The organism is Pseudomonas sp. H2_D02 (assembly GCF_054677635.1).
Genome location: NZ_CP162816.1, coordinates 4,066,173 through 4,081,784, shown reverse-complemented (window position 1 = coordinate 4,081,784; position 15,612 = coordinate 4,066,173). Strand labels below are relative to the sequence as shown.

Here is a 15,612-nt window from a genome sequence, read left to right as displayed (position 1 = left end):
CCATGACCGAAGCCCTGGGCTTTGTCAACGCCGGCGCGGCGCTGGGAATCGGCCTGTTGGTGGGCCTTGAGCGGGAGCGGCGCAAGGGGGAAGGGGACAGGCGCGATTCTGCCGGCCTGCGCACGTTTGCGATTACCTCGCTATTGGGGTACGCCACGATCCGGGCCGGTGGCCCTTTATTATTGGGGTTCGTCGCGCTGGCGTTGGGCGCACTGGTCACCCTGGCGTATTGGAAAAACCTCGACAAGGATCCTGGCATCACCAGCGAGGTGGCGTTGTTTGCGGTGTTGGTGTTGGGCGCCCTGTGCGTCAGCGCTCCGGCCTTGGCCACCGCGATAGGCGTAGTGATGTCGGGGCTGCTGGCCAGCCGCCAAGTGCTGCATCACTTTGCTCGCAGCCAATTGACCGCTGTTGAGTTGCGCGATGGCCTGATGCTGTTGATCGCCGCTTTGGTCATATTGCCGCTTGCCCCGGATCGTTACCTGGGGCCTTACAACGCCATCAACCTTCGCACCCTGTGCTCCCTGACGGTCATGTTGATGGCGGTGGGCGCCCTGGGGCACGTTGCGGTTCGCACCCTTGGCACTCGCTATGGCTACGCTCTAGGCGCCATTGCGTCGGGGTTTGCCTCCGCGACGATGACCGTCGCGGCCATGGGGCACCTCGCCGCGAAGGAACCGGCCAATGTGAAAATGCTGAGCGCGGCCGCCCTGTTGGCCAACGTGGCGACCCTTGCGCAAATCGCGTTAATCGTTGGAGCGGTGGAACCTGGCTTGCTGCGTTGGATAGGTTGGCCGCTGCTGTGCGGGTTGCTGACGGTGTCGGTCTATGCCGGCGCGCTGTTGTTTGCTCGACCCAGCGTGCGGGTCGAGGAGGCGATCCAGCACGGCGGGGCCTTCAGCCTGAAACTGGCGTTGACGGTGGTCGTGGCGATGACCTCACTCACCGTTCTGTCGTCGGCAATGCTCGACGAATTCGGGCGGGTTGGCATGATCGTGACTGCCACTTTCAGCGGGTTGGCCGACGCCCATGCGTCTGCGGCTTCCATAGCTTCCCTGGCCAAGTCCGGGCTATTGCCCTTCGATGACGCCGCCATGCCGCTCTTGATGGCAATGAGCAGCAACTCCGTGAGCAAATGCCTGGTTGCCTGGCTCAGCGGTGGAAGGCGGTTTGCCGGGTATGTGATTCCTGGCCAGGTATTGATGACGCTGGCGATCTGGGCGGGGCTACTACTGCCGAACCTGCCACGCTGAATGATGACCGAATGGCCGCTGGCGTTGATCATCGAGGATGCGTAGCCGGAGCCGGCGATGAAACGGGTCTTCTTCACTCCGCAGCGGGCGTCTTACAGCGGCTGGGCGATCAAGCCGCAGGCGTGGCGGTAAACCCTTGCGCGGGACCGCGATGCGGCACCCGCGCAATGTCGCGGCTAAATATAAAGACGATGGATGACCTGTCGAGTGTCGTCGGGGTCGCTGCGGGTTTCGAACCCCAGGCTGTGGGCCAGGTCCCGCATGGGGGCGTTGCTGGCGGCATCGATGGAATACATCTGGCGATAGCCATTTTTTCGAGCTGCGGCGATCAGATGCTCCATCAACAATGTCCCCAATCCTAAATGCTGCCAGTGATCGGCAACGGTCACGGCGCACTCGCATTCATGTTCAGAGGTGGCGCAGTAGCGACTGACGCCGATTTCGATCAATTGGCCATTGTCATGGACTAAGGCAACGTAGGCCAGTCGCGTCTTGCAATCGACGTCCATCAAATGATCGAGCAGGGCTGCTCCGGGTTCGTTGATTTGTGCCAGGAAACGCATGTGCCGCGACTCGGGCGAGAGGCGCTTGATGAAGTCATATTCGCGCTGGCGATCCTCTTCCCGCAGCGGCCTGATCAGCACGTGCCGGCCGTCTTTCAGCGCCTGGATCCAGTGCTTGCCACTGATGCTGGCATACAGCGCGGCGGCGCGTTCGTTGTGGTCCTTGACTGTGAGCATGGAGGCCTCCATCGGGTATGAGCGTACGGTTCGGCAAACCTACGCATTCATCTCTGTTCTACGCCTTTGGCGGCAATCGATTCTGATCTGGATCAGTCCCTGCGTAGCCGTCCGTTGATTGCGCTGTAGTTGATTCAGATCAAACTGCAGGGGGCATCGCCGGGCGCACGCTGCAAAGGGAGTCGCAGATGAATTGAACAAACCGGTGGAGGTGTGCGATGGGCCAGTACCAGCGTCTGCTATTGATCGTCGAGCCCGATTTGCATCCCTCCGCAGCCATGCGCAGGGCCTGCGCCCTGGCCCGTGCCAGCGGGGCGGTGTTGCGCCTGTGCGTGTTTGTCCAACCGCCGCCTCGCACACATCTGTGGGGCGCAAAAAACGACGAGGTGACCATCCAGGGATATTTGCATCGTTATCGGCGCTGGATGGTGGAGGAAGCGACAATGCTCAGGGAGGAGGGGTTGCAAGTGGATACCGAGGTGGTCTGGACCACGCACCCGCTGCTCGACATTCTTCGCCATGTCGAGCAGTTCAAACCCGACCTGTTGATCAAGGACGTGACCTTCGAACCTTTGCTCAAGCGTGTCTTCATCACACCGCTCGATTGTCATCTGCTGCGCGAATGCACGGTACCGGTGCTGCTGGTCAACCAGGCGGAGCATGGCTTGCCACGTCGGGTGGTGGCCGCGGTTGACCCCTCGGATCCTCATGCCAGTGCCTTGAACGAACGAATCGTGCAAACCGCCTCCATGCTGGCCGCACAATGTGACGCCGCGTTGCATCTGTTGTATGCCTGCGACCTGTCGCCTGCAGTCAATGGCGATACCGCGTTGTTGGCTGGCGCCTGGGATGACGAGTTTGCCGATGATTTGCGTGAGTCATTGCACATGGCGTTTATCAACCTGGCCGAGCGCTGTGGCGTGCCGGCCGAGCGTCGACATTTCATCCTTGGCCTGCCGGTGCCAGTTATCCATGAGTTCGTCGACGAGATCGAGGCTGACGTGATGGTGATGGGAACCGCGCACCGCGTCGGCCTGGAGCGGTTGATTGGCAGCACCACGGAGCGGGCGCTCTATGCATTGCCGGGCAGTCTTTTGGCGGTCAGGGGATAAACCCCAGGCCATGGCGGTCGTTCCCTAATCCCGGCATCGAGCGCCAATATGTGGCGTTCGAGTCCGGACCTGGAGATTTCATCATGAGCCAGTACCAACGCTTGTTGTTGATCCTCAACCCGGCGCAACGACACTCCGCCGCGCTTCATCACGCCGCCGCCCTGGCGGCAGCCAGCGAGGCACACTTGCACATCACTGCATTGATTCCTTCGCTGGATATCTTGTCTTTGCTTGAGGAGGGGCATCGTGAAACTGCGCGGCAGCAATATTTCCAGGACCAAAGTGATTGGCTGGAGGGAGAGGCCGACAAAATGCGCCGTCGAGGCCTGGGCGTCACCACGGAGATGGCATGGGTGGACGACATGCGCGAGCAGGTTCTGGAACATGTCGTACGTTTCCAGCCGGACTTGCTGATCAAGCAGGTCCAGCATGAATCCCTGCTCAAGCGCGCGTTCTTCACGCCGCTGGATTGGCATCTGCTACGCGAGTGCCCCATTGCGTTGTACATGGTCGGCGCAGCCGGTCACGCCTTGCCGCGCAAGGTGGTCGCGGCGGTAGACCCCTCCAGTGCGTTTGCACAGAACAGCGGGCTCAACGACCGGGTCATTCGCCAGGCTCTGGGCTTGGCGCTGCAATGTGACGCCGAGTTGCATCTGGTTTACGCCGCTGAGGTGTCCTCGGTCTACCTGAGCGATGTGGGCGGCGGCGGCCTGGCGCTGTCGCAGCTCAGCAAGGAATTGCGGCGAAGACTGGAGAAAACCTTACTCGAACTGGCCAACCTGTTCGGCGTGCCTGCCGAACGCCGGCACTTTCTACTGGGGCACCCGGTGTCGGCGCTCAGCGAGTTTGCCTTGGAGCATGACGTTGATGTGATTGTCATGGGCAGATCCCAGCACAAAGATTCGTTTGGGCTGTTGGGCAGCACGACAGAACACATCCTGTACCAGGCGCAGTGCAGTGTCCTGGCGGTCTGAGGAAACGGCCCTGGCGCAAACGATACGAGGTACCGCGACACCGTGGAGATCTGAGCGAGCGCCTTGCCGCGCTGGCCACATGTCTTGGGGTGGGCTGAAGGTGAGGTAAATCGCAGGTCACGCAAAAACAGGCATCACAGCTCGGCATTACGATTACAACCGGCAACCTTATGCTTGAGGCCGGGCAAATCCAGGATCGTGACATTGCGCCCATGGATGTCCACCAGTTCTTCCTGGCGCAGGTGGGCGATGCACCGACAGATGGTTTCCAGGCGCAGGCCCAGGTAGGAGCCGATGGCCTCGCGGCTCATGCGCAGGACAAATTCCCGGGAGGAATAGCCGCGCATGTTGAGCCGTTGCGACAGGTTCAGCAGGAACGCCGCCAGGCGCTCGTCGGCATTCATGTTGCCGAGCATCAGCAACATGCTGTGGTCGCGCACGATTTCCCGGCTCAGGAGTTTGTTCAGGTTGTGCTGCAACGAGGGCAAGTCATGGGCGAGTTTTTCCAAGAGGTTGAAATGCAACGGGCAGACCTCGCTATCCTCCAACGCAATGGCGTTACAGGCGTAGTGATCGGTGCTGATGGCGTCCAGTCCGAGCATTTCGCCTGGCATCTGGAAGCCGGTAACTTGCTCGCGACCGTCCACTGACAGGACGCTGGTCTTGAAGAAGCCCAATCTCACCGCATACAACGAGCGCAATGGATCGTCGGTGCGATACAACGCTACTCCCTTCTTGACCTTCACCCGCTGCGCGATGAGGGTGTCGAGGCGTTCGACCTCACCGCCGGTCAGGCCAATAGGCAGGCACAGTTCAAGCACGCTGCAGTTCGAGCAAGCGGCCTTGAGGGCCTGCGCCTGTAGAAGTCGCGGTTCGATCTCGGCCATGGCGAAGCTCCTTTGGTTGGGGCAAGCATAGAAGAGCAACGCAGCCGTGCTTGTTTTTCTCAATTCAGGCGACACCCATTGTCGACAGCCACAGCGCAGCTATCCAGGATGGGGCACCTGGGGTGGCTATTCTCCAGCCGCCCTTGGCCGCGACATTGGCGCAAGCGTCGCGACAGCGCCGTTTATCACCTCAACCACCCCCACATTCTTGACAATCGTCGAAGCGAGGCAAATACTCGCCGCCAATATTCATATAGATGACTATATAAAAAGGCCAAAATCTTATGAACCCACTGCCCAGCGATACCCGCCTGCCGCTCTACCAACGTTTGCGCGACCAGTTGGCCGAGCAGATCGCCAACAATCGTTGGCGCCCGGGAGAGGCGATTCCCACTGAGGCGGCGCTTTCAGCCGAATACGGGCTGTCCACCGGGACGGTGCGCAAGGCGATCGACGCGTTGGTTGCCGAGGGCATCCTGGAGCGCCAGCAAGGGCGCGGTACGTTCATTCGCCGGCCGCAGTTCCAATCGTCACTGTTCCGTTTCTTCCGTTTTCAATCCGCCTCCGGTGAACGCCGGGTTCCGGAGAGCCGGATCTTGTCGGTAGAACCTGTGGCCGCGCCGTCGGCGGTGGCCCAGGCGTTGGGGCTGCCGGTGGACGCGCCGGTGATCCGCATTGTCCGGCTGCGTCTGCTGGAGGTGGAGCCGGTGTTGGCCGAGGAGATCTGGCTGCCGCGCACTCGGTTCCAGGCGCTCCTGGAGATCGACCTGAACCAGAAAGGCCCGCTGCTTTATCCGATCTATGAAGAAACCTGCGGGCAGGTCGTGGCCTACGCGCAGGAAACGCTCACCGCCGAGTCGGTCAACGAGGTGTACGCCCGTTTGTTGCAGGTCCCGGTGAACAGCCCGGTGGTAGTGATCGAGCGCCTGGCGCGGGACTACGCCGGCAACCCGCTGGAGTGGCGCCGCTCACGCGGGCATGCCGAGCATTTCCGCTACAGCGTCGAGATCCGCTGACCTTGGCGGGCTAGCGGATCCTGCGGCGACCAGTCGGTCGTCGCTGGCCTTGTCGTTTTGTTGTTCCTGACTGGCCTTGCAGCGGCACGGTACGCGCTCGGCTGCCTTTCGTTCCATTTATAAGGATAAAAATCATGTTCAGCTGGTATCGCCAAATCACTTCGCGGGAGCGTAAAACGTTTTGGGCGTGTTTCGGCGGATGGTCGCTCGACGCGCTGGAAGTCCAGATGTTCGGCCTGGCGATACCGGCGCTGATTGCCGCGTTCGCCTTGTCCAAGGGCGATGCCGGATTGATCAGCGGCGTCACGCTGGTCACCTCGGCCCTGGGCGGTTGGGTCGGCGGCACGTTGTCCGATCGTTACGGTCGGGTGCGCACGCTGCAATGGATGATCTTGTGGTTTTCCTTCTTCACCTTCCTGTCGGCGTTCGTCACCGGTTTCCACTCGTTGTTGATCGTCAAGGCCTTGCAGGGCTTCGGCATCGGTGGCGAGTGGGCCGCGCGGCGCGGTGTTGATGGCCGAGACCATCAACCCGAAATACCGCGGCAAGGTCATGGGCACGGTCCAGAGTGCCTGGGCGGTGGGCTGGGGACTGGCGGTCGGGGTCTTTACGCTGATCTATTCTTTCGTACCGCAGGATATGGCCTGGCGGGTGATGTTCATCGTCGGCCTGCTGCCGTCGTTCCTGATCATCTGGGTACGCCGCAACGTCGAGGAGCCGGACAGCTTCCAGCGCCTGCAAAAGGAACAGGCCATCCCGCAGAGTTTCTTTAAGTCCCTGGCCGGCATCTTTCGTCCCGAGTTGATTCGCGTCACGTTGTTCGGTGGATTGCTCGGGCTGGGCGCCCACGGTGGCTATCACGCGGTGATGACTTGGCTGCCGACCTTCCTCAAGACCGAGCGCAATCTGTCGGTGCTTAACTCGGGTGGCTACCTGGCGGTGATCATCTTTGCCTTCTGGTGCGGTTGCGTGGTCAGTGGCTTGTTGATCGATCGCATCGGCCGACGCAAGAACATCTTGCTCTTCGCGTTGTGCTGCGTGATCACCGTGCAGTGCTACGTGTTCATGCCGCTGAGCAATACCCAGATGCTCTTCCTGGGCTTTCCGCTGGGCTTCTTCGCGGCGGGTATCCCGGCGAGTCTCGGGGCGTTCTTCAATGAGCTGTACCCGGCGGACGTACGCGGTGCCGGCGTCGGTTTCTGCTACAACTTCGGCCGGGTGCTGTCGGCAGTGTTCCCGTTCCTGGTCGGCCACATGAGCGACTCGATGTCCCTGGGCTCGGCCATTGGCATCGACGCCGGCATTGCCTACGGCGTGGCGGTGCTTGCGGCGTTGTGCCTACCGGAAACCCGAGGCCGGAGCCTGGAAGCCACTGCGCCTGCGGCGTCCGACCCGGCACCCGGCGGCGAGCGCGCCCGGGCCTGATTATTTCTCATTTACGCCAGATGAAGACTCATGGTTGATCTCACCAAGACGCCGGTTACCGGCATCGATTGCCACGCTCATGTGTTCTGCCGGGAGCTGGAGTGGGCGACGGTGCGGCGCTACACACCGGACTACGACGCCACGCTCGGGCAGTACCTGGACCACTTGCAAACCCACGGCCTCAGCCACGGCGTGTTGGTGCAGCCGAGCTTTCTCGGCACGGATAACCGCTACCTGCTGGCCGCCCTACGACAAGCGCCGGAGCAGTTGCGCGGGGTTGTGGTGGTGGAGCCGGGTATCGGCCGCGCTACGCTGGAGCACATGGCCCGGCTGGGGGTGGTCGGCGTTCGCTTGAACCTGATGGGCAAGGCCTTGCCCGATTTTCGCGAAGCCGCCTGGAAGGAATTGCTTGGCCATCTCGCGATATTGGGCTGGCACGTGGAATTGCATGCCCCGGTGGCGGAGCTGCCAAGCTTGATTCGTCAGTTGATTCCGTTTGGCGTGCAGGTGGTCATCGACCATTTCGGTCGCCCGGATGCGCGTCTGGGCATCGATCAACCTGGTTTTGCCGAGTTGTTGGCGCTGGGGCTCGGCGGACACGTATGGGTGAAAGTCTCGGGCATTTATCGGCTGGCGGGGACGGACCGGCGGAACCTGGAATTTGCCCGCGCCGCACTGGCCTTGCTTGAGCAGAATTTCGGCCGCCAGCGTCTGGTATGGGGCAGTGACTGGCCCCATACACAACATGAGGCCAGCGTCGGCTTCGATACCGTGATGCAACAGTTGCGGGCGTTGGAGTGTGCGGGTCCGCTCATGCGTGCGCTGATGGTCGAAACACCGCGTGCATTGTTCGGGTTCTGATGCCAGCGGAGGTGCCGTCGAATTTTCCTGAACTCGCGGGTTGGATAGGGATCTAGAATCCATTGCAGCTGCATGAAAAAATCCGCGCCATAGGCGTATGAAAGGATTTATCCGGGCCGGGATCGCGCCTCGGGTTTTGACCGCAAGCGCTGTGTAGCAGGCATCCAGCCAGGCGGATTGAGGATCAGTAATGTCGAATATTGAAGCGTTTCCCCTGGAGACGCGCACGCCGAGCGAGTACGAAAGTCTCGTGTCCATGGGGGCCAACGCGCTCGATGCGATTCCTGGCGCAGTGTATCTCTGCGACCGCCAGGGCTGGCTGGTCCGCTACAACAGCGAGGCAGCAACCCTGTGGGGACGCACGCCAATAGTGGGTGAGGGCGGCGACCGGTTTTGCGGTTCCTATCGTCTCTACCTGCCCGACGGTACGCCGCTGGCGTTCGAAGATTGCCCGATGGCCTCGGCACTTGAAGACGGCGCGGCGACGCGTAACCAGGAAGTGCTCATCGAGCGTCCGGACGGAACGCGGATCGTGGCACTGGTCAACATCCGCGCCTTGAAAGATGGTCATGGAATCATTCAAGGGGCAATCAACTGTTTCCAGGACGTCTCGGCGCACCACGCCCTGGAGCAAGAGCTGCGGCGCAAGAATGCCGACCTGGAAGACTTCTTCGAAAACAGCGCCGTCGGCCTGCACATCGTCAGTGGCGACGGCATCATCCTGCGTGCCAACAAGGCCGAATTGGCCCTGCTGGGGTATTCGGCGGACGAATACATTGGCCGGCCCATCGCTGATTTTCATGTCGATGAGCCGGTGATTGGCGACATCCTGGGCAAATTGAGCAGTGGCGAGTGCCTGGAAAGTTATCCCGCGCGATTGAAGGCCAAGGACGGTTCGATCAAGTACGTCACCATCACCTCCAATGGCCGGTTCGAGGACGGCAAGCTGTTCAATACGCGCTGCTTCACGGTTGACATGACCTGTGTCCACCTGGCCGAGGCGGCGCGCCAGGAGAGCGATGATCGGTTGTCCGCGACGTACGAAGCGGCAACGATTGGCATCGCCGAGGCGGGGGCGGACGGCCGACTGCTGCGCGTGAATGACGCCCTCTGCAACATGCTCGGTCGCTCCCGCGAAGAACTGCTGGACATGACGTTCCTGGACTACACCCACACCGACAGCCACGACCAGGACGCGGCCTTGTATGCGCGCCAGGTGGCGGGCGAGCTGGACCACTATGTGCTGCGCAAGCGCGCCTTCAAGCCTGATGGCGAGACTGTCTACCTGGACATCCACAGCTCCTCCGTGCGGGATACGCATGGCGGATTCCGCTATGGCGTGCGGGTACTCCAGGACGTCACGCTGGCGCGGCGGATGGAAAACCAGGTCCGTGAAAGCGAACGGCACATGCGCAATCTGCTCGAGGCATTGCCGCGCGGCGGTCTACACCACCGACGCCCAAGGACGCATCACTTTTTTCAACCGGGCGGCTATCGAGTTGTCGGGGCGCACGCCTCAATTGGGCGACCTGTGGTGCGTGACCTGGAAATTGTTCAACACCGACGGAAGCTTCCTGCCCCACGACCAATGCCCGATGGCCGTCGCCCTGAAGGAAAACCGACCGATACGCGGGGTCGAGGCCATCGCGGAGCGTCCCGACGGCAGTCGCGTGCCGTTCACACCATACCCGACGCCGCTGCACGATGCCGAGGGCAACCTGGTGGGCGCGATCAACATGTTGGTGGACATCACCGAGCGCAAGCAGGCCGAAGACCGGCAGAAAACCCTGATCGACGAGCTCAACCATCGGGTCAAGAACACCCTCGCCACCGTGCAATCCCTGGCGGCCCAAACCTCACGCAACGCGGAAAGCGCCAAGGAGGGCTACAACCGCTTCGAGGCACGCCTGCTCGCCTTGTCGCGCGCCCACGATCTCCTGACGAGGCGGCATTGGGGACAGACGCCCCTGGCGTCGCTGGCCCAGGAAGTACTGCTGCCGATATTCGGCGCCGAGCCCGGCCGTGTCACGATCGAAGGCGATGCCATTGATGTCGATACCCGCGTAGCGCTCAGCCTCACGATGACCCTCAACGAACTGGCAATCAACGCCCTCAAGTACGGCGCGATGTCCGTCGAGACAGGCAGGCTTTCGGTGAATTGGAACGTCCAGGCGCAATCGAACGGAAACTTGTTGACCTTGGATTGGCGTGAGCAGGGCGGGCCCCCGGTGTCACCGCCGGAACGCGAAGGGCTGGGATCGCGTTTGATGAAGCGCTGCATCGAGCGCGACCTGAGTGGGATATTCGTGCTGACCTATGCCCCAGAGGGCGTTCTCTGTCGCTTCTCGTTCATGGTCACTGAGCATTCGGCATGACCCTTTTTGCAGGTATCAGGGTCCTGCTAGTGGAGGACGAAGGCACGGTCGCGATGTTGATCGAGGAAATGCTTGAGGACCTGGGATGCACAGTGGTGGCGTCCGTGCCACGGCTCGCCCTGGCACGGGAGAAGGCGGGTACGGCGCAAGTCGACCTGGCGATCCTAGACGTCAATCTCGCCGGGGAACGAGTCTTCCCGGTGGCTGAAATCCTGCGTGGGCGTGGGGTTCCGTTCCTGTTCAGCACCGGATACGGCGCGAGCGGCCTGCCCGAGGAGTTTGCGCAAAGTCCGGTTTTGCACAAGCCGTTTTCAGAAAACGAATTACAGCTGAAGATAGCGCTGACATTAAACAAACAAGCACGGTCCAAGGAGCAACCATGAGTTTGAACGGCCAATACGATTCGCAGAATATCTTCGCGATGATTCTTCGCGGTGAAGCACCCGCCTACAAGATTTACGAGGACGCCGATGTATTGGCCTTCCTGGATATTTTCCCTCAGTCGCGCGGCCATGTGCTGGTGATTCCCAAGGCATCCCAGGCTCGCAACATCCTCGAAGTGGAACCCGCGGTTCTCGGCACGTTGATGTCAGCCGTGCAGCGCCTGACCCGCGTCATCGTTGACGAATTGCAGCCGGACGGTGTGCAGATCGCTCAGTTCAACGGCGCACCGGCCGGGCAGACGGTCTATCACATCCATGTGCACATCATTCCGCGCTGGGAAGGCGAGGCGCCTGGCGCCCACGGGCAGGGGAAGGCCGATCCGCAGGAGCTTGAGGCGTTGCAGGCGCGGTTGGTGGAGCGTGTTCGTTCGGCGGGCTGAGGCCGTAGCGCTTGTCTGGTTTGGACGCTAACATCCGCGCTGACCTCCCAACACCGCGGACCCCACTCGATGAAATTGCGCCTGCTCACAGCTGCCTTGTTTTTCGCCTGCACCCTGGCCCACGCCGCCGAGCCGAAAATCCCCAAAGCCCTGGAACAGCAGGTCGGGCACTTGGTGGCGCTGCTCAAGGACAGCTATGCCACCGGCTACCCCGAAGCGACGCTGGTGCAGACCCTGGACACCGGTGAGGACAGCCAGGTCACGCTCGCGGTCTTTACCCTCGAGGGTTTCGGGATGGGTAACAACTACAGCCAGTACCTGGCGGTCTTCAATCCCGAGGAGAACGAAGAAGGCGTGCCGCATTACAGTCTGTTGGACGTGATGCGCATCGGCGGTGACAGCTGGCGGGCGATCGATAAGCTGGACGCCAAGCTGGTCAGCGACCCGGCGGGTGAGCAGACCTTGATCGACATCCCCGTGATGGAAAATACCGACGACGATGCGCCGAATTTCCCCAGCAGGGCGGCGGTCATCCACCTTTCCCTGGATGGCTCACCCTCCCTGCGGTTGATGGAGATCAAATAAGGCGATGTCGTGATGCCGCTATTGCAGCGGAACATACACATCGGTTTGCCATTGATCCTGTGGCGTCTCCGGATAGACGCTCAGGTAGCGGAAGAACAGCGGCTGGTCCCGCAGCTCTTCGCCGCTCGCGGGAAGCCAGTCGCGGTAGATCGGGTAGACCGTTTCGCCGATGTGATCCGGTGACCCCGCGTGGCGAACCACGACATAGCGGCCGCCAGGTATGACGAGCGGCTGGACGCCGAACTCGTTCGGCGCCACTTCCTCGTCAATCTCACCACAGATCGCGAAGCGGAAGGCCTGTGGCGGTGTCGTATCGGGATTGCCGTAAGGGATGCCGAACGTGCGGCTTGTTGCCACCGGCGATTGTCCGCTGCGCACGCGCCACTCGATGAACTGGCGCACGCTTTCATTGACGAGCCCCGGAGGTCCGCGGTGCTCAAGCGTCGCTACCTTGATTTCAGGGCATTCAACGATTCGAACCTGCATGAGGATATTCCTTGAGAAATGGGGGATGGCAAACACCGTATTCCAGACCTGCCAGTTCGGGTTCTTCCTGAACACACTCGGCGCCATGCCGAACGCTCGTCCGAACGCCCGGCTAAAGGCTTCGGGACTTTGAAAGCCTGCATCCAGTGTCGCGTCCAATACCGAGCAATCTGCGTTTGCAATCAGGCGATGTGCCGCGCGTCGCAGCCGCATCAGTTGCACATAACGTGAAACGGGTACGCCCGTGAACGCCGTAAACTGCCGATGGAAGTGAAACACCGAGAAGTTCGCCACATCACTCAGCGCCTTTACCGACAGATCCCCTTCGAGATGGGTATCGATGTAGGCCAGGACGGCGGCGAAGCGTTTTGTGTAAGCGAAATCGCTCGGTTGTTCAGGCACGGGTAAAGGCTCTTGGAGGTGCGGTCGGCGTAGAGTCTTCGATTGGCCATGGGCCTGCCTAGCCGCGTTTGCTCAAAAGAGCGTAGCTCGGCCGTCGAGATTGGGGGCGTTCGCCAACGAGCGTCAATGACGATCAGCGGTTATACGAATTTATGTAGTTTTGATATGAGTCCTATGCCATTGGCACGGTTTATCGATCAATGCTGCGTGGGTAGTTTGTTCTCGACGATATCCATCGAGAGGCAACCCAATGAAGGCAAGCACCTTGTATTTCGCGTTATGCGCGGCGGCGCCTTTGCCGACGCCGCCGGCCAGGAAGGCGCCGGCGGGTCGCGCACGTCACAGCAGATCAGCCGAGCGGGCAGCCAGGCCTCGGCCGCAGGGCCTGAGGATTATTTCACCGGTCGCGTGCGGGTTGATCCGTTGTTTCCTGCCACAGGCGAAATCAATGCCTCCGCGGCCTACGTCAGCTTTGAACCTGGCGCGCGCTCGGCCTGGCATACACATCCCGCCGGCCAGCGATTGGTGGTGGTATCCGGCATTGGCCTGACGCAGGAGTGGGGCAAACCGGTGCAGCAGATTCGCCCGGGAGACGTGATTGTCTGTCCGCCGGGCGTCAAGCATTGGCACGGCGCTGCGCCAGACAGCGCCATGACCCACCTGGCCGTGACCGGCACGGTGGATGGCAAGAATGTGCAATGGATGGAAAAAGTCAGCGAAGAGCAATACGAAACCGGCGCAACACCGACGCCGCCGACCGCGCCGGATAACGTGACGGTTTCACAAACCCTGTCGGCCAAGCAGCAAGCCATCCCGGTGATTGCCGCCGCCATGGCGACGAGCAACATGCCGGCGCTCAATACCGCATTGAATCAAGGGCTGGATGCGGGCCTGACCGTCAGCGAGGCCAAGGAAATCCTGGTGCAGCTCTACGCCTACAGTGGTTTTCCCCGCAGTCTCAACGCGCTGGGTGAACTGATGAAAGTCGTGGAGGCGCGCAAGCAACGTGGCGTGCAGGACGAGCCGGGGCGTGAACCCGCTGGCCCGATTCCCACCGCCGACGCATTGCTGGCGGCAGGCAAGGCCAATCAGACGCGCATTGCCGGCGCCCCCGTCCAGGGGCCGTTGTTCGACTTCGTTCCGGTCATCAACCAATACCTGCAGACGCATTTGTTTGGCGATATTTTCGAACGCGACAATCTGGATTGGCAAAGCCGTGAGCTGGCGACGGTCGCCGCGCTGGCGGTTACCCCAGGCGTGGAGTCACAACTGCGCTCGCACATGGCCGCCAGCCTGCGAGTCGGCCTGAGCGCGGCGCAATTGCGGCAAGTGATCCAGTTATTGGAGGAGCAGGGCGACGCCGCTGCGGCCAAGCGTGCTGCTCAAGCGTTGGACGCCAGTCAGTCCTCGTAGCGCAAGGCGTCGCGCAACAGCGTGAAGGCCGGCGAATTCTGGCGGCGGCTGGGGTAATAGAGGTGATAGCCGGAAAACGGCTCGCACCAATCCTCCAGCACGCGGATCAACCGGCCTTGCGCCACGGCGTCCTCTACCAGATCCTCAGGCATGAACGCCAGGCCCAATCCCTGGATCGCGGCCTCCAGGCGCATGGCAATCGTGTTGAATACCAGTTGGCCCTCCACCCGCACTTGCACTTCCTGAGCGTTTTTCTCGAATTCCCAGACGTAGAGGCCGCCATGAGTCGGCATGCGCAGGTTGATGCAATTGTGGGCCGTAAGGTCATTGGGACTCCGAGGCACGGCGTGCCGGGCGAAATACGCCGGGGAGCCCACGACTGCCATGCGCATGTCCGGGCCGATGCGCAGGGCGATCATGTCCTTGGCGACCTGGGGACCCAGCCGCACCCCGGCGTCGAAACCCTCTGCGACGATATCCGTAAAGCCGTAGTCAACGATGATTTCGATATTGAGGTCGGGATTGTCGGGTAACAGCTTGGCGAGAACGGGCTGCAAAACAGTGATTGCCGAGTGCTCGCCCGTGGTGATGCGCAACTTGCCGGCCGGCTTGTCGCGAAACTCACTGAGCATCGCCATCTCCTGGTCGATCTCCTCAAGCCTCGGCGCGACCACCTGCAATAGTCGTTCGCCCGCTTCGGTCGGCGCGACACTGCGCGTGGTCCGCGACAACAACCTGACCCCCAGCCGCTCCTCCAACTGACGCATCGCCCGGCTCAGCGCTGGTTGCGACATGCCGAGCTTGGCGGCGGCGCGGGTGAAGCTGCGCTCCCGGGCGACGACGGAGAAGATGGCGAGTTGGTCGTAGCGTTCTGTGGTCATTGATCCGCCTCGGGTATGAGCAGGCAGGGATTATGAACAGGAACGACTGGAATGACCCAGCCCCGAATCATCGAAAAGTCAGGGTTACGCACATCCAATATGCACGCGGTACCGGATACACCGGTCAAACCGGTCTTCCGGGTTTTCGTAAGCTTCCAACTTTTCCAGAAAACCCGTGCGCTCAAGAACGGCCAAGTCCTCGAGCGTCCAGTCAAAAGGAAAGTCGCCGGAGAACGTCTTGCCTTGATGTTCAACCCAATGATCGACGGGGAAGGGCAGGTAGCCGAGCCATTCGGATTGATAGGTTATTTCGTCCGAGCCGCCTGCGACCACAACAGCGCGGATCTGTTTTTTGAGGACGGCAACACGTTCATCCATG

The 15,612-nt window shown here is 61.3% G+C and carries 14 protein-coding genes and 3 pseudogenes; 12 read left to right on the top strand and 5 right to left on the bottom strand.

Features of this window, described 5'->3' with window-relative positions:
* The first annotated feature begins 2 nt into the window (after window positions 1-2).
* Entirely contained in the window at window positions 3-1,253 is a 1,251-nt protein-coding gene (locus AB4N42_RS18705; RefSeq protein ID WP_431145553.1) for an MgtC/SapB family protein, read from the top strand.
* A gap of 176 nt (window positions 1,254-1,429) precedes the next feature.
* Here the strand turns inward: AB4N42_RS18705 and AB4N42_RS18700 are convergent, their stop codons facing one another.
* Window positions 1,430-1,993, bottom strand: a complete 564-nt coding sequence (locus AB4N42_RS18700) for a GNAT family N-acetyltransferase (protein ID WP_431145552.1) — start codon at window positions 1,991-1,993, stop codon at window positions 1,430-1,432.
* Window positions 1,994-2,211: 218 nt separating this feature from the next.
* Between AB4N42_RS18700 and AB4N42_RS18695 the strand changes: the two genes are divergently transcribed.
* The gene (locus tag AB4N42_RS18695; protein ID WP_334597576.1) at window positions 2,212-3,105 is read left to right on the top strand and encodes a universal stress protein; all 894 of its coding nucleotides are present in this window, start codon (window positions 2,212-2,214) and stop codon (window positions 3,103-3,105) included.
* Between the two features lie 83 nt (window positions 3,106-3,188).
* The gene (locus tag AB4N42_RS18690; protein ID WP_030138747.1) at window positions 3,189-4,079 is read left to right on the top strand and encodes a universal stress protein; all 891 of its coding nucleotides are present in this window, start codon (window positions 3,189-3,191) and stop codon (window positions 4,077-4,079) included.
* A 134-nt stretch (window positions 4,080-4,213) separates the two neighbouring features.
* On the opposite strand, the gene fnr is transcribed toward AB4N42_RS18690, so the two are convergent.
* Entirely contained in the window at window positions 4,214-4,966 is a 753-nt protein-coding gene (gene fnr, locus AB4N42_RS18685; protein ID WP_431145551.1) for a fumarate/nitrate reduction transcriptional regulator Fnr, read from the bottom strand.
* A gap of 284 nt (window positions 4,967-5,250) precedes the next feature.
* Here fnr and AB4N42_RS18680 point away from each other — a divergent pair, with 284 nt between their 5' ends.
* The 8 genes and pseudogenes from AB4N42_RS18680 (at window position 5,251) to AB4N42_RS18645 (ending at window position 12,051) form a co-directional block, all read left to right on the top strand.
* Window positions 5,251-5,982: a GntR family transcriptional regulator gene (locus tag AB4N42_RS18680; RefSeq protein ID WP_460115136.1), complete on the top strand. Its 732-nt coding sequence runs from the start codon at window positions 5,251-5,253 to the stop codon at window positions 5,980-5,982.
* 134 nt (window positions 5,983-6,116) lie between these two features.
* Window positions 6,117-7,407 (top strand): annotated as a pseudogene (locus AB4N42_RS18675) (MFS transporter).
* A gap of 30 nt (window positions 7,408-7,437) precedes the next feature.
* Window positions 7,438-8,268, top strand: coding sequence for an amidohydrolase family protein (locus AB4N42_RS18670; protein WP_460115135.1), 831 nt, complete (start codon window positions 7,438-7,440; stop codon window positions 8,266-8,268).
* Window positions 8,269-8,458: 190 nt separating this feature from the next.
* A pseudogene (locus AB4N42_RS18665) lies at window positions 8,459-9,595 on the top strand (PAS domain-containing protein); the annotation flags it as partial.
* Window positions 9,596-9,659: 64 nt separating this feature from the next.
* Window positions 9,660-10,643, top strand: a complete 984-nt coding sequence (locus AB4N42_RS18660) for an HWE histidine kinase domain-containing protein (protein ID WP_460115134.1) — start codon at window positions 9,660-9,662, stop codon at window positions 10,641-10,643.
* Window positions 10,640-11,026 (top strand): response regulator, encoded by a 387-nt coding sequence (locus AB4N42_RS18655; RefSeq protein ID WP_030138752.1) that lies wholly within the window; start codon window positions 10,640-10,642, stop codon window positions 11,024-11,026. The genes AB4N42_RS18660 and AB4N42_RS18655 overlap by 4 nt, the downstream gene beginning before the upstream one ends.
* Window positions 11,023-11,466: an HIT family protein gene (locus AB4N42_RS18650; RefSeq protein ID WP_030138753.1), complete on the top strand. Its 444-nt coding sequence runs from the start codon at window positions 11,023-11,025 to the stop codon at window positions 11,464-11,466. Before AB4N42_RS18655 ends, AB4N42_RS18650 begins: the two co-directional genes overlap by 4 nt.
* Window positions 11,467-11,535: 69 nt before the next feature.
* The gene (locus AB4N42_RS18645) at window positions 11,536-12,051 is read left to right on the top strand and encodes a hypothetical protein (protein WP_198797330.1); all 516 of its coding nucleotides are present in this window, start codon (window positions 11,536-11,538) and stop codon (window positions 12,049-12,051) included.
* Window positions 12,052-12,069: 18 nt separating this feature from the next.
* Here the strand turns inward: AB4N42_RS18645 and AB4N42_RS18640 are convergent, their stop codons facing one another.
* Window positions 12,070-12,939, bottom strand: coding sequence for an AraC family transcriptional regulator (locus AB4N42_RS18640; protein WP_460115133.1), 870 nt, complete (start codon window positions 12,937-12,939; stop codon window positions 12,070-12,072).
* A gap of 250 nt (window positions 12,940-13,189) precedes the next feature.
* On the opposite strand from AB4N42_RS18640, the pseudogene AB4N42_RS18635 reads away from it, so the two are divergent.
* Window positions 13,190-14,352, top strand: a pseudogene (locus tag AB4N42_RS18635) ((R)-mandelonitrile lyase).
* Here AB4N42_RS18635 and AB4N42_RS18630 read toward each other — a convergent pair.
* Both AB4N42_RS18630 and AB4N42_RS18625 read right to left on the bottom strand, forming a co-directional pair.
* Entirely contained in the window at window positions 14,340-15,233 is an 894-nt protein-coding gene (locus AB4N42_RS18630; protein ID WP_460115132.1) for a LysR family transcriptional regulator, read from the bottom strand. The pseudogene AB4N42_RS18635 and the gene AB4N42_RS18630 sit on opposite strands and share 13 nt — an antisense overlap.
* Window positions 15,234-15,317: 84 nt before the next feature.
* The gene (locus tag AB4N42_RS18625) at window positions 15,318-15,611 is read right to left on the bottom strand and encodes a hypothetical protein (RefSeq protein WP_460115131.1); all 294 of its coding nucleotides are present in this window, start codon (window positions 15,609-15,611) and stop codon (window positions 15,318-15,320) included.
* Window position 15,612 lies beyond the last annotated feature (1 nt).

Coding starts and splice junctions, on each gene's coding strand:
- AB4N42_RS18655 (WP_030138752.1), top strand. CDS start 10,640: ATGACCCTTTTTGCAGGTATCAGGGTCCTGCTAGTGGAGGACGAAGGC.
- AB4N42_RS18625 (WP_460115131.1), bottom strand. CDS start 15,611: ATGGATGAACGTGTTGCCGTCCTCAAAAAACAGATCCGCGCTGTTGTG.
- fnr (WP_431145551.1), bottom strand. CDS start 4,966: ATGGCCGAGATCGAACCGCGACTTCTACAGGCGCAGGCCCTCAAGGCC.
- AB4N42_RS18695 (WP_334597576.1), top strand. CDS start 2,212: ATGGGCCAGTACCAGCGTCTGCTATTGATCGTCGAGCCCGATTTGCAT.
- AB4N42_RS18645 (WP_198797330.1), top strand. CDS start 11,536: ATGAAATTGCGCCTGCTCACAGCTGCCTTGTTTTTCGCCTGCACCCTG.
- AB4N42_RS18630 (WP_460115132.1), bottom strand. CDS start 15,233: ATGACCACAGAACGCTACGACCAACTCGCCATCTTCTCCGTCGTCGCC.
- AB4N42_RS18700 (WP_431145552.1), bottom strand. CDS start 1,993: ATGCTCACAGTCAAGGACCACAACGAACGCGCCGCCGCGCTGTATGCC.
- AB4N42_RS18705 (WP_431145553.1), top strand. CDS start 3: ATGACCGAAGCCCTGGGCTTTGTCAACGCCGGCGCGGCGCTGGGAATC.
- AB4N42_RS18680 (WP_460115136.1), top strand. CDS start 5,251: ATGAACCCACTGCCCAGCGATACCCGCCTGCCGCTCTACCAACGTTTG.
- AB4N42_RS18690 (WP_030138747.1), top strand. CDS start 3,189: ATGAGCCAGTACCAACGCTTGTTGTTGATCCTCAACCCGGCGCAACGA.
- AB4N42_RS18650 (WP_030138753.1), top strand. CDS start 11,023: ATGAGTTTGAACGGCCAATACGATTCGCAGAATATCTTCGCGATGATT.
- AB4N42_RS18670 (WP_460115135.1), top strand. CDS start 7,438: ATGGTTGATCTCACCAAGACGCCGGTTACCGGCATCGATTGCCACGCT.